We start from the raw sequence: 25,259 nt of genomic DNA, 5'->3' as shown, positions 1-25,259 counted from the left end.
CTTAAGATTTCTTTTTAAGACAGTGAGAACAAGTTCCATGAAATATAATATCAGCAGAATGGATTTCATGTTCAGAGTGTCTGTTGACCTTATTAATAAGTTCTAAAAGGGTAGAATCATGGCATACGATGTCCTGAATCAGACCGCATTCATCACAAACCATATGCAGGTGAGGATCAGTGCGTGCATCAAAATGAATAACACCATCACCAATATCTAAACGATTAATTCTTTTGTTGTCAGCCAGTAAATTGAGATTTCGATAAACTGTTCCTAAACTAATATCAGGGATACGTTTTTTGACTTGGGTATAGATAGCATCTACGCTAGGATGAGTACAATCATCTTTTAATACTTCATAAATAGTTTCCCTTTGTTTAGAATATCTCATCTTTGTTTCAGACATACTCTTCACTCCTTATTAATAATGGTTACTGTTATTATAGCATGAACTTTCTGTATGTCAAACATTCAAGTATAAAACATAGAAAAAAGGAACAGATACCATGAAAAAGGCGTGATATAAAGTATTTTTTAAAAGAATAAGGGATGCCATCTAGAATATTATCCACCTGCATGAGAACGGATAAACCAGAAAATGACAGATAAAAACTGACAAAAGGATAAACAAGCATATTGTGATATTGTAATAATTGAATGGCTCCAGAGCTAAATTCCAAGAAGCCTTTGAGAATGCTTAAAAGAAATTCGTTGTGAATAACACTTTGGAGACTATAACCAATAAATTGAAAGACAAGCATATAGCCTAATATGAAAATAAAAGCTGTTAAGGATGATGTAATGCTTTTTTTGAGTGCTTCAACAAAACGCATATGAGGATGAAGAATGGGTTGAATGGTGTCATGGAAAGTCATCCATTGATAATGATCGTCATAAAAAAGAGCTTTGATTATACTTGGAAGAATATGACTGATGTAAATCAGCAAAGCATCACGAAAAGGCAACTTTAAAGAGACAAAGATAAAACTTAGAGATGAAAATGAAGCTATCGAAAGAAGATGTTGTAATTGTTGGAGGGTGATGTATCCAAGTTCATAGGATTCTCTTAACATTTTGGCATTTGTTGGATAACCACAGAAAAATGATACAAAATAGAGAGAAGACATATGTGGTGTTAAATGAAAAAGTGGTGAAAAAAGAAATTGTATAAAATAGCTTAGCATTTGAAATAATCCAAGTGATAGACATAAAGATATTAAAATCATAAAAGGTAATAATGATGGCAACAGATTTGTTAAAACGATTTGAATAACTTGTGATGAAATCTTCACAATCTGAAACATATTTAAAAAAGAAAAAACAGTTGTAAAAAGAACAAGACAAAGTGTAAAATAATAATTAGCTTTTTTCATAAAGACTCCTTGTATAAAAGAGGTGATGAGATATGAAAGGGATTTTGGTTGGTGTTCAGTATCCACAGATGTCCTATGATTTAGATATTTCCATGAAGGAATTGAAACAATTGGCATATGCCTGCGATATCGATGTAAAAACAGTAGTCATTCAAAAATTAGAAACTATTTCTCCTAAATATTACATTGGCAAAGGTAAAGTCGCAGAAATTAAAGACATGATAGAAGAAGATGATATTGTCATTTTCAATGAAGAACTTAGTGCTTTGCAGATTAAAAACTTAACAGATGCTTTTTTAGTGGAAGTAACGGATCGCAGTGATTTGATTTTACGTATTTTTGCTTCAAGGGCGAAGACAAAAGAAGCCAAACTTCAGGTGAGTATTGCTCGACAACAATATATGCTACCAAGGCTGGCTGGAATGAAAAAGGAATTATATTCACAACAAGGTGGAATGGGCTTTAGAGGCCTTGGTGAAAAACAGATTGAATTGGATCGTCGTCGTATTCGTCGTGAGTTAACACGTGCTCAAAAAGAGTTGAACGTTATTGAAAAACAACGTCAAACTCAAAGAAAGAAAAGAAAGATTCACCATGAGAAAGTTGTATGTCTGGTTGGTTATACAAATAGTGGTAAATCATCTTTATTAAATTATTTTACACATAAAAAAGTATTGGAAAAAGATATGCTTTTTGCGACATTACAAACGTCATCAAGACAAGTTTATCTGAAAAAACATCGTTTGATATTGAGCGATACAGTTGGTTTTATCCATCAGCTTCCACATTCATTTGTTCAGGCATTTCATTCAACTTTAGAAGAAGTCAAAGAAGCTGATTTATTATTACATGTTATTGATGCATCATCTTTTGATTATCCTAATCAAATTGAGACAACTTTGGCTGTATTAAAAGAAATTGGTGTTGAAGATACACCTATGATTTATGTGTATAATAAAATTGATTTAAAAGAAAAAACGTTTCTTCATGAATATCATCCTTTTATAGATATTTCTGTGAAAGAACAAAAACATCTTGAGAAGTTAGAGGATATGATTATCCATATGCTCTATAAAGATTATGAGTTAATGGAGATTTATATTCCATATGAAAAAGGAGAAATCTTCTCTGAAATTGAAAATTTATATGAAATTATGCAAGTTGATTATTTGGAAAATAGTATACATCTCTTATTTTATGTTGATATTCAAAGAAAAGCTCAATATCTCTCATTTGTCAAAAAAACTGATAGTTAAACTATCAGTTTTTATGTTTAGTCTTGTGTATAATGACTCCTTTTGTTGATAAAAAGGAAAATACTGCCAATCAGGAAAAAGAAAATAAAGAAAATCTGCAAGATTCTTTTTGGCATCATCTCATCCTCCTTGATTTAACTCTAACAAACAAATGTATGATTCAATATGTGAAAAACATCAAAAATTATTGTTTATGTGTAAATTCAATATTCTTTTGAATGACTTGAATAATACCACGATAATTCTTTGTTGCAAATAGGGTTGCGTCAATACAATAAAGCGGAATTTGATGTTTTGTTAATGCAAGAATTTCAGGTTCCATATGGGCAATCTGTGGAGCTAGATATAAAGCATCATATTCCTGATAGTTTTGATATAATTGATCTAAAGATAAAGACACCAGTTGAAAATGAATATTTTCTAATTCACAAACCTGTTGCATTTCTTCAATGAATACAGAAGTTGATAACCCACCTGTACAACATAAGGCAATTTTAAGTTCTTTTTGTTGAGTATGTTTGACTATTGTTTGATAAAATTCATTAAATAGATGGCAACATTGGGATAAATTCATAATTGTAAAATGTAAATAAAAAAGTAATTTCTGATCACTTGGTCGTATAATTTCTTCTTCTACAATATTGTTAAACCAAATTGTCATTGTTCCTTTGACTTTATGAGTTTCAAAACAAATTGTCTTTGTTTTATCATTTTGAACTGTTACATAACAAGTGATTTGATCTTTTTGATATTGTTTAGCATTGACAATAATCCATCGAAAAAAGATTTCACGATAAACCTCAAGATAAAATTCATCAAACATCCTATCATCACCTTCTTTTTTATCATATACTATTTTCATTCAAAAGAAAACTTTTTACAGAAATGGAAAAGAAACATTGCAAACAAACAAGAATAATTTATGAGAAATCATAATTTATAGTGAAAGGAGGGATATTATGGAAAAGAATTGTGTTCATAATAAGGCTCAAGTAGAAACCACTTGTCATACAAGTACCAGTAATTGTGTAGAAACGTATTTGAAAAAACCGCTTTGCATCTGTAAATTTGTAGATAAGAAAGAAGCTTGTAGAGGAGACATCCTCACTTATACAATCCTTATTAAAAATGCTTCTTTAGTTAAAGAAACGCAAGTTGTCTTTACAGATCAAATGGATGACAATGTAGAGTATATTGATGATTCATTTCGTGTGAATGGTGAAAATCAGACTCCTGCGTTAGATAATCATACGCTTTATTATATCATTCCATCTATTGATGCTATGTCTACTATTGAAATTATTTTCCAGGTACGCATCACTGCATAGAGATCCTTAAGGATCTCTATTTTTTAAAAAAATAAAGAGGCTTTAGTTTATTAAAAAAAATAATTATGATAGAATGTAATGGGGTGATGATATATGGAAAAAAGAATATTTGTTATATCGGATCTTCATGGACAATTTGTACTTCTTCAATTATTGTTGGAACGTATTGGTTTTACTGATAATGATGAACTTTATATATTAGGGGATATTATGGATCGAGGACCTAATAGTATTGATATTTATTATTTTGTAAAGGCTATGAAAAATATTCATATGATTAAGGGTAATCATGAAATTATGATGCGTCAATCAATGCTGGCGGCTTTAAAATATAATGATTTGGATTCAGAAAGATCAAATCCTTATCGTTTGTGGAAACAAAATGGTGGACATAAAACAATTGATAGTATCAGAGAATATTTACAGAAAGACTACATTCCTTATGAAGAATACTTTGATTTAAAACGTATGTTTATTAGAGAGTTAATAGAATTTATTGATTCTTTACCAAGTTATTATGAATTGGATTTAAATGGGAAACACTATGTTTTGGTACATGCTGGAGTGGATCCAGAGATTCCTTTGGAAGAAAATGATGAAGAAATTTTAGCGTGGATTCGTGAATATTTTTATCTCAATGAAGCTAATCCTGATTATACATATATATTTGGGCATACGCCTTGTTGTTTTATTAATGAAGATCATTCATTTGATATATGGTATGATCCTGATTATCATAATAAGATTGGTATCGATGGTGGATTGGCAGTAGGAAGCAAAGGGCAATTGAATTGCTTGTGTTTAACAACTGGGGAGGTTACCGTTTTGAAATATGAGGAGGGACAGCCTCAGTGAGAAGTGCTTTCTATAATTTGATTAATTTTATTAATATGACAAACATTCATGATGTTTATTGGGGAGCAGCCAAAAAAATATTACAGAATATTTATGAAATTCCAAATAGTAATATTACTGATGTTGCAAAAATGTGTTATGTTTCAACTGCAACGATATCAAGACTTTGTCGAAAATTAAATTATGAATCATTTGCAGACTTTAAAAAAGATGTGATAATGAATTTGCATTATTTCAATCAGGATGCAAAAAGATTGCTTTTTGATCATCAGTTGCCTTCTCCTGAAACATTAGAAAAAGGCAAAGATATATTTAAAAATCATTTTCAGAATGTTATTCGAAATTTACAGGATACATATGATAATATTCATTATGAAGATTTAGTTTATATTGTTGATAAAATTCATGATGCAAAACGTATATGTTTTGCGGGAAATTTCTTTACCCAATCTGTTTCCATGCAACTCCAGATTGAGCTTTCTTATTTAGGGAAAGACTGTATTGCGATGTACCCACTAGAACAACAAAAAAATATATATAAAACATTAAAAGATTGTGATTTGTTGATTGTATCTTCAATTGCTGGTGGTTTTTTTAAGGACCATATTGAAGCCATGCGAGAACTGGTAAAGACAGAAGCTTATACAATTGCGATTACACAATTAGAGTCGTTTCCTTATAGTGATAAGATAGATATGATATTAAAAGTTGGAAATGACCATCATTCATTGATTGGTAAGTTTTCTATTACTTATATCTTTGAGGTTTTAGAAGCTTTGTATCATTTGAAGTATGGTATGAATAATGAAAAAAGCAACGATTACTGAGCTTGTGTAGTGTCGTTGCTTTTTGATGTTAAGATTATTAAATTGACTTGGTTAGGACAAAGAATTTTGTATGGGAAAGATGAAGGCCCAGTTAGTCCATTAGAGACAATAAGTGTTGAACCTTTTTCCTCATATGTTCCATGGTTATATGTTTGTGCTCCCTCGATAGATAATAAAGGACCTAAATATGGGAAATAAACAGAACCACCATGACTATGTCCTGATAACTGTAAGTCTACATGACCTTGAGCTTGTGTAAATGTATCTGGCTGATGTGAGATTCCTAGCGTTAATTTATCATCGCCTTTTTTTAATGTAGAAAAGTCATAAGTAGAATCATAAGCTACTAATGTAAAGTTGGTTTCTTTATAGTAAATAGGTCGTGATTCATTGCTTAAAACTTCAAAACCACCATTATTTAAGATTTGTGTTACTTCTAATGCAGAAGCTTCATCTTGCTCTCCAAGAACAGCTAGTTTTCCATATTGGCATTGAATATTTTTCAATGTTTCAGAAACTTTATCAGCACTGAAAACTTCTTTGTCATATAAGTCACCACCAAAGATAACCATATCAAAAGGATTTTCATTTAATTCTTTGATTACATCCTGAAAACGTTCCAAGCTATCTTGGTCAGTTAAGTTGATATCAGAAATAAAGGCTATTTTAAAGCCATTAAGTTTTGAAGATATAAGCGAACTTGTATATCTTTGTTCAATGAATTCATAAGCTTTTGGTGAAACGGCATAAATATAATAACCGAGAAAAAATAAACCAAAGACGATTAATAAAAGAATTAATCGTCTCATCAGTTTTTTCATGCTTTTTTATTCATGATAACAGGAATAATCATTGGATTTCTTTTGGTCTTCTGATAAAAGTAAGGAGCCAACGTATCCCTGATTGTGTTCTTGATTTCACCAAAAGTTGTTTTTCTTTTTAATAATTTAGAAAGTTCTCGACTCACTAATAACTCAGCTTCTCTAATCATTTCTTTACTTTCCTGCATATAAACAAAACCACGTGACATAATAATTGGTTTATTTAAAAGGCATCCAGCACGTGAATCCATTGAAATGAGAACCGAAACCATACCATCTTCACTAAGAATCTGGCGATCTCTTAAGACAGCTGTTGATAAACCTGTAATATCATTACCATCGACATAGATATCATCAACATGAATACGTGGACCAAGGCGTGCTTCTTCATTATGTAAAAGAATAGAATCACCATTTGATAAAACAAAGGCATTGCCTTTTGTGAGGCCAACTTCTTCAAATAGTTTTGCATGAATTTTCAACATACGATATTCTCCATGCACTGGGAAGAAATATTTGGGACGTGTTAACAGTAACATCAGTTTTTGTTCTTCCTGTGAAGCATGTCCAGAAGTATGCAGATTACTAATTGCTTCATTTGTCAGAACTCTAGCTCCGGCACGATAAAGCTTGTTGATGACTTTGCTGACACTGCTGGCATTTCCTGGAATTGGGTTGGATGAAAAGACAACAGTATCACCTGGTTTAATCGAAACCTGACGATGTGTCCCGTTTGCAATACGGCTTAATGCTGCCAATGCTTCACCTTGACTACCCGTACATAAAATCAAAATTTCATTATCAGGTAAATGTTTGGCTTCATCGTTTTTGATAAAGAAACGATCAGGACATTTAATATAACCGAGTTTTCTTGAAACTTGAATATTATTTTCCATAGAACGTCCAAAAACGAGAATTTTACGATTAAATTTCACGGCTGCATCTATGATCTGTTGTACACGATGAACGTTAGATGCAAAGGTTGCAACAATTAAACGACCTTCTGTTTTTCTAAATTCTTCCTGAACGCTGTAAGCAACCTGCTTTTCACTGATAGAAAAGTTAGGAACTTCAGAGTTTGTAGAATCACTTAAAAGAAGAGTAACACCAGTCTCTCCTAAAAATGACATTACCTGAAAGTCAGCTGGATCTCCAACGGGTGTTAAATCAAATTTGAAATCCCCAGTAGAAACAATACGTCCATTAGGCGTATTGACAACAATTCCTAATGATTCAGGAATAGAGTGGTTTGTCTTGAAAAAACCTATATTAAAATATTTTGTTTTAACCTGTGATAAATTATTGATTTGAATCAGTTTTGTAGCTTGAGTTAAACGTTTTTCTTCAAGCTTACGTCTAATCATGGCACAAGCCAAAGGCGAAGCATAGATAAATGGAATTTGAACAACCTGTAAAAGGAAAGGAATCCCACCAATATGATCTTCATGACCGTGAGTAATCAATAAGGCTTTAATCTTTTTTTGATTACGCTTTAAATATGTATAATCAGGAATCACATAATCAATTCCAGGTAAACCATCTTCTGCAAATTTGACACCTGCATCAATAATAACCAGTTCATTGTCATGTTCAATACAGTACATATTCTTTCCGATTTCATTGAGTCCACCTAAAGCAAAGACTTTTGTATCAATAGATAATTTTTCTTTTTTTGATTGTTGTTTGTTTTTATTATTATAAGATGTTCTTCTACGTGAAGAACGTTTTTGAGGCATATCTGCCATTCATTCTCACCTTTCTTTCATGGATATATTTTGATGTCTTTTTCATAGCATATTGACAGCTTTATAAAAGTTTCTCTATTACTTATATTATACCATCTTTTATATATTTTTTCATTAAAGCTTTCAGATTTATATCTGATGAGGATAAAGCTGTTCAAAAAATCAAAGCTACCATATTGACATACTGTATCATAACTGAAAACATTGTGAAATGCAAATAGAAATGCAAATAGAAGATATGAATTTATAAAAAAAGCTACCATTGTGGTAGCTACTAAATCTTTCTACAAGCGGCAATCGCTAAAGAATGAGGCCCAATGTGACAGGCAACACTTAATGAAAGTGGATCACAAATCACTTCGTGGTTTGGAAAAGCTTCTTCCACTGCTTTTTTAAAAGCAGCTGCCTGGTCTTTATCATATGTATAGGCAATCATCACACGAGTATTAGACATCTCTTCATTATGAGGATCAATACGTTCTTCAATATCATGACGAATTGCTTCAATCATAATTTTTTCTGCTTTTTGCATTGTTCTGGTTTTTTGGAATGAATCAAGTTTTTCACCTTGAATTGTTAAAATAGGCTTGATTTTTAATAAACCACCTAAAGCAGCGGCAGCAGGTGTAATACGTCCACCTTTTTTGAGATATTCTAAAGTATTGACAGTGATATAAATAGAAGCATTGAGTTTATTTTGCATGAGGATATCGTGAATTTCTTGAGCATTTTTTCCTGCTTTCGCAAGATCCAAAGCATCAAAGACATCCCATTTCTGAGTCACTGAGATACGTTGTGAATCCACAACAAAAACTTTTCCTTTATAGGCTTCATCATCAGCTAGCATTTTGGCTGTCTGGCAAGAACCACTTAATCCACTGGACATAGGAATATGAACAATCTGATCATATTCTTCTAAAATACGATCAAAAAGTGCTGTTACTTCACCAGCGGCAGGTTGAGAAGTAAAGACTTCTGCGCCGTTCATTAATTTTTCATAAAATTCATCCTGAGTCAGATTGATATCTTCTTTATATTCTTGCCCATCGATGGTAAAAGGCATAGGTAAAACAAATACACCTAACTTTTTGGCTTCGTCTTGTGTGATTCCACTATTACTATCAGTCATTATTGCGACTTTCATGAAACATCCTCCTTATTTACTAATACTATTATTGTAGCCAAATAAAAAAATAATGCAACTGTTTTTGTGAGAAGAAAGTTAATGTTTTGTTTAAATAATGATGATATATTCATAGAAAAGAGAAATCCTATAAAGCATTGTACATTTCTTTTTCAATATGAATGTGATAAGATATGGGCAAAAGAAAGAAGGTAAAAAATGATTAATAAATATATTGAGAAATATGTAGATTTTGGTATGAATATCATAGAAGCCCTTTTGATTTTTGTGATTGGATGGTATGTTGTCAAAATTGTTTTACATATTATATCTAAAATGATGCGTAGAAGCCAGATTGATGGTATTATAGAAAATTTTGTGATTTCTATTTTAAATATTGGTTTAAAGATTATTGTTGTGATTACAGTTATAGCACAACTCGGTGTACCGACAACATCACTAGTTGCGGTTTTAACAACAGCAGGAGCAGCTATTGCTTTAGGGATTCAGGATTCTATGAAAGGTATTGCTTCTGGTATTACAATTCTGTTTTCTAAGCCCTTTGTGAAAGGAGACATTATTGAAATTGATAATTATGTAGGAACAGTTCAAGAAATTCAGCTATTATATACAATTATTATGACTTTTGATAATAAAATGGTTGTGATTCCTAACAATGATTTAATTTCTTCAAGCTTTGTAAATTATTCTCATGAAAAAATAAGGCGTGTGACAATTTCTTTTGATATCCATCATGATAATGATATTGATGCTTTAAAACAGGCTATTATGAAAGTTATTGAAAAGCATCCTTATGCCCTCAAAGATCCTTCACCTGATGTGAAAATTACAGGATATAAGGAACAAAGCTTAACAATGCAGATTTGGGCATGGGCAGAAAATGAACATTTTTATGATTTAAATGATGACTTGCTGGCGGCTATTCAAAATATTTTTAAAGAGTTGCATGTTGTCATTCCAGCTCAGCAAATTGACGTTCATATCAAACAAAAAGAGGATGAAAAATCTTAATAGAGTGTTTAAACAATGAAACAATACTTGTAAAATTGTATACATCCTAAAGAAAAACCACTATTTTTTTAGAAAAAATACAAAAAATGATAAAATACAGTTGAATTATCGCAAACTTGTAAAAAAACTATAGCAAAATTATACAACTTGTGATATATTAGGGAAGAATAACTAACGTGATTGGTTATTTTGGAGGAGGGAAATAAAAAAATGAAAAGAAATTGGTTTGCAAAAGCTGCCGCTTCACTAACTTGTTTAGCTATGTTAGTTGGTTGTGGTAGTGGTGGATCAGCAGGCTCTAAAGAAATTACAGTTAACTTAGGGCAAGAACCACCTGAAATGGATTCTATTTTAACGACATCTTCAGGATCAATGAACGTTTTACGTCACTGTGTTGAAGGTTTAGTTAGCTTAGATGCCAATGATGAAGCTGTACCTGGTATGGCAACAAACTGGGATGTATCAGATGATAAAATGACTTATACATTCCACTTAAGAGAAGGAGCTAAATGGAGCAATGGAGAAGAAGTGACTGCTAAGGACTTTGTATTTGCATGGAATCAACATTTCAATGCAAGAACTGGTGCTCCATATGCATCAACTTGGATGACTAAAATTGCAGGAGCTGAAGATATCTATAAAGCAACTGCAGAAAAAGTGAATCCAGATGATCCTAAATCAGATTACAAGATGGCAGAAGCTGATATCCCAGCATACATCGAAGAACATGCTGGATGGAAAGCATTAGATGATTATACTTTCCAAGTTACATTTACTGGGCCATTCCAATATGCTGTTGTGTTAATGGCATTCCCATCATTCTTCCCAGTTAATCAAAAAGCTTACGAAGATGCTGGTGGAAACAAACAATATGGTACAGATGCTAATAAATTAGCTTATAATGGAGCATTCAAAATTACTTCATGGGCTCATGAAGATAGCATTGTCTTAGAAAAGAATCCAGATTACTGGAACGCTGACAAAATTCAATTAGATAAAATCACAATGAGAATGATTAATCAAGAAACAACTGCTATCAATGAATTTAACAATGGTTCAATTGATATGATTCAATTAACTGGAGACAATATCAAACAATTTGATAACGCTCAAGGTTTCGATGATGGTGGTGCTTGGTACTTAGAATTCAATTCTCAAGAAAAACCTTATGGAAATGCTAAAGTACGTAAAGGTTTAACTTTAGGTGTTGATGCTCAAAAAATGATTGATACAATCGTTCAAAATGATTCTGAAGTAGCAACAACTTTCACTCCACCTGCAGTTGCTCAAGGTGAGTTTACTGAATACTGTGGAGATATTTTCCAACATATCACTGATGGAAATTATACTGAAGCCAAAGCAATGTTAGAAGAAGGATTAAAAGAAGAAGGATTAACTCTTGCAGAATTTAATCCAACATTACTTTGTGATGATACAAGTGCTGCAAAACAACAAGCAGAATTCTTACAAGCTCAGCTTAAAGAAAACTTAGGTGTTAACCTAGAAATTAAACAAGTAACTTATAAAACAAGATTAGCTAATATGGATTCAGGAGATTTCGAAATCGTATTTGCTGGTTGGTCTCCAGATTACAATGACCCAATGACTTACTTAGATATGTGGGTAACTGGAAATGGTAATAACCATGGTAAATGGTCAAATAAAAAATATGATGAACTTATTCAAAAAGCAGCAGTAACTGCTGATAAAGAAGAATATTATTCATTATTAAAACAAGCTGAAGAAATTTTAGCTGAAGAATGTCCTATCGGATTTATTTATGATAGACAAACAAGTTATGTAACTAGTGATAGATTGAAAGGTGTTGTTAGAACTGCCTTCCAAGATATGAATTTAAATTATGCTTATATTGAAGAATAATTAAACAATTAGATAGACGTTTTTCAAAAGGTGGGGCTATATGCGTTGTCTATATAGCCTTTCCTTATTTTAATGTAGAGAAAAATGTCAAGAAAGGTGTGAATTTATGGGAAAGTATGTATTGAAAAGAATCATATATGCTTTAATAACAATTTTAGTCCTCCTAGCATTGACATTTATAATGATGCACATGTTGCCAGGTGATCCTTTTAGTACTGGTAAAGCAATGGATGAAAGTACAAAACAGGCATTACGTGAGTTCTATGGTTTGGATAAACCATTATTTGAACAATTCATTATATATATTCAAAATGCTATTGTGGGAGATTTGGGTGTATCTATTAAATATAATAGACCAGTTATGGATATCATTATGGAATCATTCCCAGTATCTTTCCAATTAGGAATTTTCTCATTGATTTTCGCGATTATTGCAGGAATTGCATTAGGTGCTATTGCGGCTATTCGTAGAGGAAAAGCTGCTGATACTGTTGCGATGACTTTATCTGTTATTGGGGTTTCTATTCCAAGTTTCATCGTTGCAGCATTGCTTCAATATTTTGTAGCATTAAAGTTAAATCAGTTGCTCGGAACACAGATTTTTGCGATTACTGGTTGGGGTAATTGGAATCAAATGATTCTACCAGCTTTAGCGCTTAGTTTCAGTTCATTAGCTACTGTTTCTCGTTTGATGCGTACAAGTATGCTGGATGTTTTAAGTTCTGACTATATTAAAACAGCGAAAGCTAAAGGTTTATCTGAACGTCAGATTTTATGGAAACATGCATTGAGAAATGCAATTATGCCTGTTATTACTGTTTTAGGACCAATTGCGGCTGCTGTATTAACAGGTGGTTTCGTTGTGGAAAATATTTTTAGTATCCCAGGTATGGGAAAATTCTTTGTTTTAGCAATTAAAGAAAATGACTATACATTGATTGCTGGAACAACATTGTTCTATGGTGCATTTTTAATTATTGCTGTATTAGTTGTCGATTTATTATATGGTGTTATTGATCCACGTATCAATCTAGCAAGTGAAAAGGAGTAGTGAAGAATGAAAAAGAAAGATATTTTAAAACAAGAATTCGTTCCTGAAGAAGCATTATCTCCTGATTGCCATGTTGATGCCTCAGATTTTGAGTGGATTGGTCAAGATCGTGAAAAAATGCAATCTATTACACGTCCAAGTGTAAGTTTCTGGAAAGATGCTTTTTCACGTATTAGAAAGGATAAAGTTGCTATTACATTCTTAATTATTTTGGCGGTTATGATTGTTTTAGCCATTGTGATTCCAGCTATTTATCCATATAAATTTGATCGAACTGATGAACTTCATAAACATGTAGGTATGTTTTTCTCTGGTGATGGGCATTTCCATCTTTTTGGAACAGATTACTTAGGAAGAGATATGTTTGCCAGAATTTGGCGTGGAGCTCGTATTTCATTATTTATCGCATTTGCTGCCGTTATTATTAATGTCATTATTGGTGTTATTTATGGTGGTGTTGCAGGATACTTTGGTGGTATGGTTGACAATATCTTAATGCGTATTGCTGAAATTATTAATGGTATCCCTTATCTATTAATTGTTATCTTATTAATGGTTATTATGACTGGTGGGGTATTCACAATTATTGTCGCGTACTCGTTAGTAGGTTGGGTTGGAACGGCTAGGCTTGTCCGTGGAGAAGTCATGAGACTGAAAGAACAGGAATTCGTTATTTCTGCAAGAAGTATGGGTGCTTCTGCATCTCGTATTATCATTAAACATTTGGTTCCTAACATTCTTTCTATCATTATTGTTAACTTGACATTGGCTATTCCAAATGCTATTTTCACTGAAGCATTCTTATCATTCTTAGGATTAGGTGTACCTCTTCCAGAAGCTTCTTGGGGAACATTAGCTAATGATGGTATTCAGTATTTCCAACAATATCCAATTGAATTAATTATTCCTGCAATCTTCATTAGTATTACAATGTTAAGCTTTAACTTATTAGGTGATAAGTTGAGAGATGCTTTCGACCCTAAATTAAGGAGGTAATCGGTGTGGCAAAAGTTTTAGATATAAAAGATTTATATGTATCCTTTGATACATATGCTGGAGAAGTACAAGCTGTAAGAGGTGTCTCTTATTCTGTTGATGAAGGACAGGTGCTTGCAGTTGTTGGTGAATCTGGTTGTGGAAAGAGTGTTACCGCTCAAACAATCATGAAATTAAACCCTATGCCTCCTGCACGTATTAAATATGGAACTTTAACTTTAGGAGATATTGATATTATTAATACTCCAGAAGAAGAAATGCAAAAGATTCGTGGTAAAGAAGTAAGTATGATTTTCCAGGATCCAATGACATGTTTAAATCCAACAATGAAAGTTGGAAAACAGATTGTTGAGGCTATTGTCCATCATCAACATTTATCAAAAGAAGAAGCTAATGCAAAGGCTATTGAGATGTTAAAGTTAGTTCAAATTCCTAATGCAGAAGAGAGAGCTAATCAATACCCTCATCAATTCTCAGGTGGAATGAGACAACGTGCGATGATTGCTATGGCATTGTCTTGTAATCCAAAATTATTGATTGCTGATGAACCAACAACAGCATTAGACGTAACAATTCAAGCACAAATTATAGATTTATTAGATGATATCAGAAAGAAAATGAATACAGCTATTGTTTTAATTACACATGATTTAGGTGTTGTTGCATCACTTGCAGACAAGATTGCTGTTATGTATGCTGGTAAAGTTGTTGAAACGGGAACAGCAGATGATATTTTCTATAATCCATCTCATCCATATACTGTTGCTTTATTAAATAGTTTACCTAAACATGATACAGATAAAGCAGATAAATTATCATCAATTCCTGGAACACCACCAGATTTATTAGATCCACCAAAAGGTTGTGCTTTTGCATCACGTTGTGAAAAATGTATGAAAATCTGTCAAAAGAAACAACCACCTGTTTTCAAATTAAATGATGGTCATGAAGCATCATGCTGGTTATTGCATAAAGATTGTCCATCATCTCAAGGAGGAAAATCATAATGGCTGAAGAAAATGTTTTAGTGAAAATTGATAATGTCTCTAAACACTTTAAAGTGGGAGGCGGAATTTTAAAAGCTGTCAATGGTGTTTCTTTAGAAATTAAAAAAGGTGAGACTTTAGGTCTTGTTGGTGAATCTGGTTGTGGAAAATCAACACTTGGTCGTGTAGTTATGGGAATTTATGAACCTACTGAAGGAAAAATCATTTTCAATGGTAAAGAAGTCAAGGTTTCCAATGCTAAAAATCGTTTAGCATATGCGAAAAAAGCACAAATGATTTTCCAGGATCCTTATGCTTCATTAAATCCACGTATGACTGTTGAGTCAATCATTGCTGAAGGTATGGAAATTCATGGTATGTATACACCTGAAAAAAGAAAACAAAGAGTTCATGAATTACTTGAACTTGTTGGTTTAAATAAAGAACATGCAAATCGTTTCCCTCATGAGTTCTCAGGTGGACAACGTCAGCGTATTGGTATCGCAAGAGCTTTAGCGATTGAACCAGAATTTTTGGTTTGTGATGAACCAATTTCAGCTTTAGATGTTTCTATTCAATCACAGGTTATTAACTTATTAATTGATTTACAAAAGAAATTAGGATTAACATATTTATTTATTGCTCATGATTTAGATATTGTGAGATATATTTCAGATAGAATTGCTGTTATGTATTTAGGGCATTTAGTTGAATTAGGGACAAGTGATGAAGTTTATTCTCATTCATTACATCCTTATTCAGAGGCTTTATTATCAGCAGTTCCTATCCCTGATCCAAAATTAGAAAAAGAAAAGAAACGTATCATTCTAGAAGGGGATGTTCCAAGTCCAATCGACTTACCTGCGGGATGTCCATTTGCTGGAAGATGTCGTTATGCAACTGAAGAATGTAAGACAACAAAACCTCAATTAGTAGAAGCTAAACCAGGACATTTTGTAGCTTGTCATCATCCAGTTCAAAGATAATGTTATGAAAAGATAGTCTATCGATTATTGATAGACTATTTTTTTATGCAAAATAAAAAAGAGTGAAAAAACACTCTTTATTGATAAAATTGAAGAATTGTATTGATATAATCTGTTGTCAATTCAAAAGTAGGAATAATGAGAGTAATAGATTGATCGTGTAAGAGAACCACTGATACCAGTTCATCATCATAATATCCATAAATGACTGAGTCTTTCATTTCAGCACGATTTCCGGCATAAAGCTGATTCATATCTAAAATCTGAGGGAATGTTTCTTGAGCTTTTTCTTGAGAAGTAAAAGTAAATTCTTTGATATAGAGAGCTTCATTTCCATCATTGACTTCTTCTAATGAAATATAAGTATGTGGTAATGTAAAGCTAGAATAAGCTTGTGTTGAAAGTGTTGTTTCTTTATGAATATCAAAATCACTGAGTTGAATAATAGCATGTTGCTGGGGATCAAAAGAATGCTGATTCAATGTATCTTCGATTAAACCGCCAAAAATAAGAATAGCTGTTAGTAAAGCTGCAATACTATAAATGATTCTTTCTATCTTTAAAGCTTTTAAAGGCATATGTGGATTTTGATTTTTGATCTTATGATAAAAAGTTCCAGTGTTATGAAAATGAAGATAACTGCGAAATGCAACCGTTAAAAAGAATAATACAACACCTATGTAGACAAAAGATATTCCATAACTCATAAATTTGTCAAAGGTTGCTGTCATAAGATATTGAGAGAACATTGCTAAAGCAACAACAGATATAAAGAAGCAAAGCAATGAAATCCATTTGAATGGTCCAGATGTTATATCTGTTTTTTCTTTCCAATTGATAGAAATCTCTTTAGGCTCTTTAGATGTAAAAACAAACATATTGTTTTTGGCATAAATAGGTTGCATTCCTCTTTGGCGATATTTTTGTGCAAATGCATCCTTATCTTTTTGACGTTCTCTTTTATTAGAACCTACAGTTTTATGAAAATCAATATCATAATAAACAGGATAGTCAACTTTTTTAAAGAATGTTATGAATTCTAATTCATTTGTCTTATATCCCTGTTGACCAAGTTTATTGAGTTTTTCCATTAAAAGTTCATATTCATAAGGTTTATAGTTCATGATCATTAATTTCATGATGTTTTCCTCCTTTGTAGACGTTATTATATCAAAGACTTTCTCTATTGTCTATCAAAGAAAAAAAGCTCAAATGAGCTTTTATAATTGAAGTAAAAATTGTGTATATGCAAGATAGGCTTCATAGACATCAACTTTTGAAACAATTTCAAAAGGAGCATGCATATTTAAAACAGCAATACCAGCATCAATGACATTCATATCATAGTTTCCTAAGATATAGGCGATAGTACCTCCGCCACCTTGATCAACTTTTCCAAGTTCAGCAGTCTGGAAATGAATACCAGCTTGATCCATAACATTTCTAATTTTAGCAAAATATTCTGGATTGGCATCATTACTTCCACTCTTTCCTCTTGAACCTGTATATTTATTAAAGACAATACCTTTACCTAAATAAGCAGCATTTTTAGGGTCATTGACTTCTTTATAAAGTGGATCAAAACCAGCACTGACATCACTAGATAACATCATTGAGTTGGCAAGAGCTTTTCTCACTGATAAGAAAGCATCATCACCACAAAGATGCAAGATTTCAGCAATTGTATTTTCAAAGAATAATGATTGAGCTCCTGTAGCTCCAACACTTCCAATTTCTTCTTTATCAACAAGAATACAGCAAGATGTATATTCAGGAACTTCCTGTATATCTAGAATTGCTTTTAATGATGTATAGGCACAGACACGATCATCATGACCATATCCCATGACCATGCTTCTATCTAATCCATAATCTCTCGCTGGTCCGCTTGGAACAACTTCAATTTCAGCACTTAGGAAATCTTCTTCTTCAATACCATATTTATCTTCAAGTAATTGTAAAACATAAGCTTTTACAGCATCTTTTTCTGCATCTTTTAATGGAATGCTTCCTAATGTGACATCTAAGTTTTCTCCTTCAATGACTTTAGCAGCAGTTTTTTGCATCTGATCAGCTGATAAATGAATTAATAAATCAGTGATACCTACAACTGGATCTTGATCATCTTCACCAATCACAACATCAACTTTTGTTCCATCTTTTTTAATTACAACACCATATAATGATAAAGGAATTGTCACCCATTGATATTTTTTCACTCCACCATAATAATGTGTATCTAGTAAAGCAAATCCATCACTTTCATAAAGAGGATTCTGTTTTAAATCTAAACGTGGTGAATCAATATGAGCCCCTAAGATTCTCATTCCATCAATAAGAGGTTTTTTTCCCATAACGAATAAAGCTAAGTTTTTATCTTTATTGATGACATAAAACTTATCTCCTGTTTTTAAACTTTGTAAGTTCTGGATATCTTGAAAACCAGCTTTTTGTGCTAAAGCAACAGCTTCTTTAACACAAGCTCTTTCTGTTTTTCCTTGTGTAATAAAAGATTTATATCCTTCATTAAATTCCATGACATCTTTATATTGATTATCTTCATATTTATTCCAGGCATTTTTTGCGTACATTTATTTTCCCTCGTTTCTTTCAATGATTTTTAATAAGACTTCAACCTGTTTCTTCATCATAGTGATAGAAACATATTCAAATGGTCCATGGAAGTTATATCCTCCTGTACCTAAATTAGGACAAGGTAATCCCATATATGTAAGATTGGCCCCATCAGTACCACCACGAATAGGAACAGCATATGGCTCGATTCCACATTCTTTCATAGCAGCAACAGCGTTATCAACAATATACATATTTTTTTCAATATGTTCACGCATATTCAAGTAACTTTGTTCGATTGTGACTTTGACTAATGGATAACCATATTTTTGATTTAAAAAAGAAGCGATATTTTCAAAATCCTGACATTGCTTTTGGGCTAGAGTAAGATCATGATTTCGAATGATATATTCCATCACTGTTTTTTCACATCTTCCCTGAATACTTTCAAGATGATTAAATCCTTCATAGCCTTCTGTATATTCTGGTCTAGCATGGACTGGTAACATAGCATCAAATTCCTGTGCAACATGAATTGAATTGACCATGGCATTTTTGGCACTACCAGGATGAATGCTTTTTCCAGTGATTTCCACAACAGCACTAAAAGCATTAAAGTTTTCATATTCAATCTCAGCAATGTTCCCACCATCAATTGTATAGGCATAGTCAGCATGAAAATGTTCGACATCAAAATTTTCAGTACCTCTTCCCACCTCTTCATCAGGCGTAAAGGCAATCTGAATATCATTATGTCTAATATCAGGGTGCTGACATAGATATTCCGCCATACTCATAATAATAGCAACACCCGCTTTATCGTCGGCTCCAAGTAATGTTGTTCCATCAGTTGTTATTAAATCATGATGAATGACATTTAAGAGTTCAGGAAATTCATGAGGATCAAGGTATAATTCTTTATCCTGATTTAAAGTAATTGTTGTTCCCTGATAATCTCTGATGATTTGTGGATGAATATCATGACCTGAAGCATCCAGTGCTGTATCCATATGGGCAATAAATCCAATCACTTGACCTTGATGATCATTATTTGCAGGGATTGTTCCATAAACAATACCACTTTTATCTAAATGAGCATTTTCGATACCCATTTTCTTCATTTCTTCAACAAGATATTTTCCTAATTCTAATTGTTTTAAAGAAGAAGGTGTCGATGTTGACTTAGGATCAGATTGTGTATCAAAACTGACATATTTCAAAAATCGTTCTTCTATATTCATTATTCTTCCCTCACTTTCCTTATACATTATACATGGAAATCTTTAAATAATCCATGATTATGATATAATCAAATGCTAGGAGGGAAAAATTATGAATCAGACAATTCAGGAATTATTTGAAAGGAAATCAGTACGTACCTATAGTGATGAAAAAATCACTCAGGAAGAAAAGGAATACATTTTAAAAGCTGCTTTACAGGCACCAACTGCTGGTAATATGGCTCTTTATTCTATCATAGATGTACAAGATCAACAAATCAAAGATCAATTAGCAGTGACTTGTGATCATCAGCCTTTTATTGCGAAAGCACCACTTGTCTTACTCTTTTTAGCTGACTATCAAAAGTGGTATGATATGTATCAGTTATATGATGAAAATGTTCAGGGATTAGGGGAAGCTGATTTCATATTAGCGATTGAAGATTGTATGATTGCAGCGCAAAATGCAGTCGTAGCAGCATGGTCTATGGGAATTGGATCTTGTTATATTGGGGATATTTTAGAAAACTTTGAAGTTCATCAAAAACTCTTCAATTTGCCTCAATATGCCATGCCAGTAAGCCTCGTTGTTTTTGGAAAACCAACACTTCAACAACAAAATCGTCCAAAACCACAACGTTTTGATTTACAAGATATGGTAAGTGTGGATACTTATCATCATAAAACTATAGATCAAACCAAACAAATGTTTATCAAACAAACTGGTAAAAACGAAGATGAACTCAAAAATTATATACAAGCTTTTGCTAAAAGAAAGTTTCATACCGAATATCGCAAGGAAATGAATCGTTCATTTCAAGTGATGCTTCAACAATGGTTAAAGAAATAAAAAATGGACGCTATTGTCCATTTTCTTCTTCATTAAATTTTTTAATTGTTTTGTCTGTGATTTCAATATGCTTACGATAAAGTGAGATATTGACAACACGACTTCCAACTGCATAAATCAATGCCATACTTGGTACTGCAATCAACAATCCAAAGAAACCAAAAAGATTTCCAAAAATAACTAATGATAATAAGACATATAGACCAGAAATACCAACAGCACCACCCACTACACGTGGATAAATAATATTAGCTTCAAACTGTTGGATAATTACGAAACAAATGGTAAAGATAATCGCTTGTGTTGGATTGATAGCTAAAATCAAGATAAAGCTAATCGCAAAACCAAAATAGCCTCCAAACATAGGAATTAAACTGGAAATACCAATAATAAATGCCAATAGTTCTGGAAATGGTAATGATGTAATTCTAAAACCACAATACATTAAGACCATCAGAATACAACTTTCTAATAATTGACCAGAAATAAAACCATTAAAATAGTGATTGGCTTCAGCTCCAATATCAAAAATCACAAGTGAGCGATGATAACCAAAAATAAATGTGACAATTTTCTTTAATTGTCTAAGATGTGCTTCTTTATTAGCTAATAAATAAATTGCCATAATAAATGAAGTGATAGCATTGATAAAAACACCAAAGATACCAATAGATTGAAAAATAAGATTAATACCAGCATTACTTAAAATATTACTGCTTTGGGAAAGCAGATGATTTAAATCAAGGCTTGTGAGAGCTTCTTGAATAGAATCATAGTTAATCGCATAATTGATTTTAAAATGCGCTAAAGCATCATTAATCATAGTGACTAAACGATCAGCATAATTAAAAATATTTGTAATGATCAAAGCAATACTTTCACCAAGTCTAGGAATGATAAATGATGAAAATAAAATAATTAAAAGTAAGGCTAAAAGTAATGTTGTTGCGATAGAAAGTCCTCTTCTTAATCCTTTGCGTTTAATTTTTTTACTATAGAGATTTTCAATTTTACGCATTGGTATATTTAAAACAAAAGCAATCACAATAGCAATATAAAAAGGTGTTGCAAGAGATAATATATCACTTAACATAGAAAAAACTGTTTCATAGTTAAAAACAACAAATGCTAAAAGAATTACATAAGTTAAATAGAAAATCGTTTTATTTTTTTTAACGATTTGGGTTCTGTCAATCATAGATTCACCTTCTCTTTTATGTTTATAATCATAACATAATTATATATAAAAGTGTAGTTCATTGTTTATGATATCAAAACATGTTAAAATAGATAAAAAGTAAGGAGGAATTGAAAATGAAAGCTGCGGTTTTATTTAAAGATGGTTTTGAAGAATTAGAAGCATTAAGTGTTGTTGATGTGTTAAGAAGAGCACAAATGACATGTCTAATGGTTGGAATGGATACAATGAGTGTGAAAAGTTCACATGGGATTGAAGTGAAAATGGATCAGTTATTTGATGAAAGTGTTTATAATGCAGATATCGTTGTTTTACCTGGTGGATTACCTGGCGCAACATCTCTTCGTGATGATGAAAGAGTTATTGATATTTTAAAGACATTTAATGAACAAGGAAAATGGATTGGTGCGATTTGTGCAGGACCCATTTCATTAGAAAAAGCCCATGTTGTCAACAACAAGAAATTTACTTGTTATCCTGGATTTGAAAAAGAAATTCCTTCAGGAATTTATCAAGATGTATTAGTATGCTGTGATCAGAATATTATTACAGGACGTGGACCTGCGGCTGCTTTGGAATTTGCCTATACAATCTTAGAAAAATTAGGACAACCTTCTCAAGATATCCGTGAAGGTATGCAGTATCATTATTTAGTGAAATAAAAAATCAGCAAGATTTGATTCTTGCTGATTTTCATTTATTCAATATCTGTTTAAGCATATCTATTTTCTTAATGATTATATAACTACAACAGATGACAATAGCTCCAATCAGTGCAATACCACTGTATATTGGCATCATATATGAGAGCACATAATCATCTCCACCTACAACAAGAAATGATAGAATATAAGATAAAAAATAAGAGTTCAAGATAAATAACCCTATAAAAGATCCAATTCCAATAATGATAACTTTTTCACTTTTTAACATAATAATCTCCTTTGTATATTATAGCACTTTAACGAATGCTAAAGTGCCTTCTTGATTATAATCTGGCTGATATGTAAAACCATCAATATTGAGTGTTTTCAATTCATCTAATGTACAAATTTCATTTAGGATCATCTGATTTAACATCTGACCACGAGCTTTTTTGATAATCATGGCATTTCTTTTTATTTTGCCATGATCATTGATCATGAAATCTATAAAATAGATATGAGGATGTCTTAACATATTCGTAAATTCTTTAGAAGCTAAAGAAATAATAAAATCAACTGATTCAAAGTATTGATATAAAGGTGTATACCAATAATCATATAAGTTGATATGATCAGGTTTCATTGTCATATCTAAACGATATGGAGTTATTAAAGTATTATATTTTAAGACACCATAGTAAGCGTCTAAAATACATAAATGTTCAGATAAGTAGTCTTGATGATTCATGTATGATGCTAATGCGAGTTGTTTAAAAACAGTTCCCTGATAAAAAGCTAAAGCAGGATGAGCTGTCTGTTCTTCATGAAAATACTGATAGACTTGGGTCGCCTGTTTATAAGATATTTTCATGAGTTGACATAACTGTTCATCATTATATTGTTTTAAAATGTTTGTAAGATATTGTGTTTCTTCTTGAAATAAAGGTTCACTTCCCACAAAAGGCATCTTTTGATATTTCATTGTTTTACTTGGGGCAATGACAATTTTCATGTGATTTCACCTCGAAATTATTATAAAGTAATTAATGTCACAGGTAAAGAAATATGTTATAATCTTGGCGGGTGATAAGATGAATACAATAGTCATAAATAAGATTTTAATGCATATGCTAGATTTTGAACATCGTAAGATTTATCATTCTACGGACTTTGTCGATATGAATGAAACATCTATTGATTATTATCGTAAGAAAGTGGAGAAGGCATTAAATTCTCCTTCACTTAAAGAATTAACAGTTGGTTCTTTACATGAAATGATGTTAAGAAGTGAAAAGATGATTGAAAGTGATGAAGAATTTATCAAGCAGGCACATGAAATGACGGACAAATTATTTGCGTTAGGTTCAGTTATTGAAGAAATGCCTAACAGCAATGTTCTATTTGTAGATTGTTATAAAAATGGGGAAAGATATGTGGCAGCTTTAAAGCTCAATTATCGTTATATTCCTATGAGTGTCATTGATGAAGAAAACATTCGCATTACTAAAAAACAGGTTTTACCAACAATAGGGTCTCCTGTAGATGAGGCAATTGTTGTGAATGTAGATGCTAAAAAATTATTTTTAATTGAAAAGAAATATATGATTGATGGAAAAATGGATTTCTATTTAAATGCACAGTGGATTAAAGGTGAAGAAAAGCTAACTGATAAACAAAAGATGTCAACCATGAAAAAAGTTGTAAGAAAGATGGATGATATTTATAATGTTAATGATGGTAAAGCTTTACCTTTAATGAAGCATGAAATTCAGGAAAGAATTGATACAAATCAACCTGTCAAACCATTAGAAATTGTGAAAAAAGTATTGGAATCGGATGGTCAGGCACAGGAAGAAAGTGAAATCATGATGAAGGATTTAGGCATTGATGAGGAAGATCGTATTGAAAGTTTATCTTTAACATCAATGGATAAATGTAAGCTGGTATTAGATGATGATATTGAAATTAGCTTACCTATAGAAGAATATTTATCTGGCGATAAGATAGAAAAAGTCAAACAGGAAGATGGAACATATTCTATTTTATTAAAAGATGTCAATGAAGTGATTGTAAAGTAAAAGTGTATGATTGGAAAGTTTTCAATCAAACAGTAAAGCTTTCCATTTGAGAATCAAAAGTGATACATAAGTGACGATATAGTTACATTTTTCAATATATTCATAATCTTAAGAAATGGGCATAATAAAAAAGAGGCTGTGAGAAGATGATTAGTTATGCACCATTATTTAAGACAATGAAAGAAAAGTCTATAACAACATATGCCCTTATTCATCAATATGGAATGAATGCAAGAACGATCCATAATATTAAACACGGAAAGGGTATTTCAACATATACTTTAGAAAAAATATGTGATGCATTAGATTGCACACCTAATGACGTTATTGAGTTTATTAAGGAGACAGAGTAAAAAATCTGTCTTTTTTTTATTTCAATATATAGAGTTTTTATCGTATAAAATAGGAAAGAGAGGAAATATGAAAATGTTCATT

General features: G+C 31.8%; 26 protein-coding genes. 14 read left to right on the top strand and 12 right to left on the bottom strand.

Annotation, left to right across the window (positions count from 1 at the left end; genetic code table 11):
- Position 1: 1 nt before the first annotated feature.
- Both ACZYT4_RS01985 and ACZYT4_RS01980 read right to left on the bottom strand, forming a co-directional pair.
- A complete protein-coding gene (locus tag ACZYT4_RS01985; RefSeq protein ID WP_463781973.1) occupies positions 2–406 on the bottom strand; it encodes a Fur family transcriptional regulator in 405 nt (134 codons plus the stop codon).
- Between the two features lie 34 nt (positions 407–440).
- Entirely contained in the window at positions 441–1,373 is a 933-nt protein-coding gene (locus ACZYT4_RS01980) for a nucleoside recognition domain-containing protein (RefSeq protein ID WP_463781972.1), read from the bottom strand.
- 32 nt (positions 1,374–1,405) lie between these two features.
- Here ACZYT4_RS01980 and hflX point away from each other — a divergent pair, with 32 nt between their 5' ends.
- Complete coding sequence (gene hflX, locus ACZYT4_RS01975; RefSeq protein ID WP_463781971.1) at positions 1,406–2,629, top strand: GTPase HflX; 1,224 nt, start codon at positions 1,406–1,408, stop codon at positions 2,627–2,629.
- Between the two features lie 184 nt (positions 2,630–2,813).
- On the opposite strand, the gene ACZYT4_RS01970 is transcribed toward hflX, so the two are convergent.
- On the bottom strand, positions 2,814–3,452 hold the full coding sequence (locus ACZYT4_RS01970; protein ID WP_463781970.1) for a PTS sugar transporter subunit IIB: 639 nt from the start codon (positions 3,450–3,452) through the stop codon (positions 2,814–2,816).
- 136 nt (positions 3,453–3,588) lie between these two features.
- Between ACZYT4_RS01970 and ACZYT4_RS01965 the strand changes: the two genes are divergently transcribed.
- From ACZYT4_RS01965 to ACZYT4_RS01955, 3 genes are all read left to right on the top strand, one after another.
- Positions 3,589–3,957 (top strand): DUF11 domain-containing protein, encoded by a 369-nt coding sequence (locus ACZYT4_RS01965; protein WP_463781969.1) that lies wholly within the window; start codon positions 3,589–3,591, stop codon positions 3,955–3,957.
- Positions 3,958–4,050: 93 nt separating this feature from the next.
- The gene (locus ACZYT4_RS01960) at positions 4,051–4,812 is read left to right on the top strand and encodes a metallophosphoesterase (RefSeq protein WP_463781968.1); all 762 of its coding nucleotides are present in this window, start codon (positions 4,051–4,053) and stop codon (positions 4,810–4,812) included.
- Complete coding sequence (locus ACZYT4_RS01955) at positions 4,809–5,639, top strand: MurR/RpiR family transcriptional regulator (RefSeq protein ID WP_463781967.1); 831 nt, start codon at positions 4,809–4,811, stop codon at positions 5,637–5,639. The genes ACZYT4_RS01960 and ACZYT4_RS01955 overlap by 4 nt, the downstream gene beginning before the upstream one ends.
- Here ACZYT4_RS01955 and ACZYT4_RS01950 read toward each other — a convergent pair.
- From ACZYT4_RS01950 to ACZYT4_RS01940, 3 genes are all read right to left on the bottom strand, one after another.
- Entirely contained in the window at positions 5,633–6,460 is an 828-nt protein-coding gene (locus tag ACZYT4_RS01950; protein WP_463781966.1) for a metallophosphoesterase, read from the bottom strand. The genes ACZYT4_RS01955 and ACZYT4_RS01950 overlap by 7 nt on opposite strands.
- Positions 6,457–8,205 carry a ribonuclease J1 gene (rnjA, locus tag ACZYT4_RS01945; RefSeq protein WP_463781965.1) on the bottom strand — a complete coding sequence of 583 codons (1,749 nt, stop codon included), beginning with the start codon at positions 8,203–8,205 and terminating at the stop codon, positions 6,457–6,459. Before rnjA ends, ACZYT4_RS01950 begins: the two co-directional genes overlap by 4 nt.
- Before the next feature lie 274 nt (positions 8,206–8,479).
- Complete coding sequence (locus ACZYT4_RS01940) at positions 8,480–9,349, bottom strand: DegV family protein (protein WP_463781964.1); 870 nt, start codon at positions 9,347–9,349, stop codon at positions 8,480–8,482.
- Positions 9,350–9,547: 198 nt separating this feature from the next.
- Here ACZYT4_RS01940 and ACZYT4_RS01935 point away from each other — a divergent pair, with 198 nt between their 5' ends.
- From ACZYT4_RS01935 to ACZYT4_RS01910, 6 genes are all read left to right on the top strand, one after another.
- Entirely contained in the window at positions 9,548–10,360 is an 813-nt protein-coding gene (locus ACZYT4_RS01935) for a mechanosensitive ion channel family protein (RefSeq protein WP_463781963.1), read from the top strand.
- A 210-nt stretch (positions 10,361–10,570) separates the two neighbouring features.
- Positions 10,571–12,241: a peptide ABC transporter substrate-binding protein gene (locus ACZYT4_RS01930; protein ID WP_463781962.1), complete on the top strand. Its 1,671-nt coding sequence runs from the start codon at positions 10,571–10,573 to the stop codon at positions 12,239–12,241.
- Positions 12,242–12,347: 106 nt separating this feature from the next.
- Entirely contained in the window at positions 12,348–13,292 is a 945-nt protein-coding gene (locus tag ACZYT4_RS01925) for an ABC transporter permease (protein WP_463781961.1), read from the top strand.
- Positions 13,293–13,298: 6 nt separating this feature from the next.
- Entirely contained in the window at positions 13,299–14,288 is a 990-nt protein-coding gene (locus ACZYT4_RS01920; protein ID WP_463781960.1) for an ABC transporter permease, read from the top strand.
- A gap of 5 nt (positions 14,289–14,293) precedes the next feature.
- Positions 14,294–15,295 carry an ABC transporter ATP-binding protein gene (locus ACZYT4_RS01915; protein ID WP_463781959.1) on the top strand — a complete coding sequence of 334 codons (1,002 nt, stop codon included), beginning with the start codon at positions 14,294–14,296 and terminating at the stop codon, positions 15,293–15,295.
- Positions 15,295–16,260 carry an ABC transporter ATP-binding protein gene (locus ACZYT4_RS01910; protein ID WP_463781958.1) on the top strand — a complete coding sequence of 322 codons (966 nt, stop codon included), beginning with the start codon at positions 15,295–15,297 and terminating at the stop codon, positions 16,258–16,260. The genes ACZYT4_RS01915 and ACZYT4_RS01910 overlap by 1 nt, the downstream gene beginning before the upstream one ends.
- 77 nt (positions 16,261–16,337) lie before the next feature.
- On the opposite strand, the gene ACZYT4_RS01905 is transcribed toward ACZYT4_RS01910, so the two are convergent.
- The 3 genes from ACZYT4_RS01905 to pepT form a co-directional block, all read right to left on the bottom strand.
- Positions 16,338–17,399: a hypothetical protein gene (locus ACZYT4_RS01905; protein ID WP_463781957.1), complete on the bottom strand. Its 1,062-nt coding sequence runs from the start codon at positions 17,397–17,399 to the stop codon at positions 16,338–16,340.
- A gap of 81 nt (positions 17,400–17,480) precedes the next feature.
- A complete protein-coding gene (locus ACZYT4_RS01900) occupies positions 17,481–18,851 on the bottom strand; it encodes an aminopeptidase (RefSeq protein ID WP_463781956.1) in 1,371 nt (456 codons plus the stop codon).
- A complete protein-coding gene (gene pepT, locus ACZYT4_RS01895) occupies positions 18,852–20,075 on the bottom strand; it encodes a peptidase T (RefSeq protein ID WP_463781955.1) in 1,224 nt (407 codons plus the stop codon).
- Between the two features lie 91 nt (positions 20,076–20,166).
- On the opposite strand from pepT, the gene ACZYT4_RS01890 reads away from it, so the two are divergent.
- A complete protein-coding gene (locus tag ACZYT4_RS01890) occupies positions 20,167–20,904 on the top strand; it encodes a nitroreductase family protein (protein ID WP_463781954.1) in 738 nt (245 codons plus the stop codon).
- Between the two features lie 10 nt (positions 20,905–20,914).
- Here ACZYT4_RS01890 and ACZYT4_RS01885 read toward each other — a convergent pair whose 3' ends face one another.
- A complete protein-coding gene (locus tag ACZYT4_RS01885) occupies positions 20,915–22,102 on the bottom strand; it encodes an AI-2E family transporter (protein ID WP_463781953.1) in 1,188 nt (395 codons plus the stop codon).
- Between the two features lie 116 nt (positions 22,103–22,218).
- On the opposite strand from ACZYT4_RS01885, the gene ACZYT4_RS01880 reads away from it, so the two are divergent.
- On the top strand, positions 22,219–22,764 hold the full coding sequence (locus ACZYT4_RS01880) for a DJ-1 family glyoxalase III (protein WP_463781952.1): 546 nt from the start codon (positions 22,219–22,221) through the stop codon (positions 22,762–22,764).
- Positions 22,765–22,795: 31 nt separating this feature from the next.
- On the opposite strand, the gene ACZYT4_RS01875 is transcribed toward ACZYT4_RS01880, so the two are convergent.
- Positions 22,796–23,035: a hypothetical protein gene (locus ACZYT4_RS01875; protein WP_463781951.1), complete on the bottom strand. Its 240-nt coding sequence runs from the start codon at positions 23,033–23,035 to the stop codon at positions 22,796–22,798.
- Positions 23,036–23,053: 18 nt separating this feature from the next.
- The gene (locus ACZYT4_RS01870) at positions 23,054–23,758 is read right to left on the bottom strand and encodes a YaaA family protein (RefSeq protein WP_463781950.1); all 705 of its coding nucleotides are present in this window, start codon (positions 23,756–23,758) and stop codon (positions 23,054–23,056) included.
- A 79-nt stretch (positions 23,759–23,837) separates the two neighbouring features.
- Between ACZYT4_RS01870 and ACZYT4_RS01865 the strand changes: the two genes are divergently transcribed.
- Together ACZYT4_RS01865 and ACZYT4_RS01860 are read left to right on the top strand one after the other, a co-directional pair.
- The gene (locus ACZYT4_RS01865; protein WP_463781949.1) at positions 23,838–24,824 is read left to right on the top strand and encodes a nucleoid-associated protein; all 987 of its coding nucleotides are present in this window, start codon (positions 23,838–23,840) and stop codon (positions 24,822–24,824) included.
- Positions 24,825–24,970: 146 nt separating this feature from the next.
- A complete protein-coding gene (locus ACZYT4_RS01860) occupies positions 24,971–25,177 on the top strand; it encodes a helix-turn-helix domain-containing protein (protein WP_463781948.1) in 207 nt (68 codons plus the stop codon).
- The last annotated feature ends 82 nt before the right edge of the window (positions 25,178–25,259 follow it).

Source organism: Massilimicrobiota sp. mt181 (genome assembly GCF_055420065.1).
This window is presented reverse-complemented; position numbering and strand designations above follow the sequence as displayed.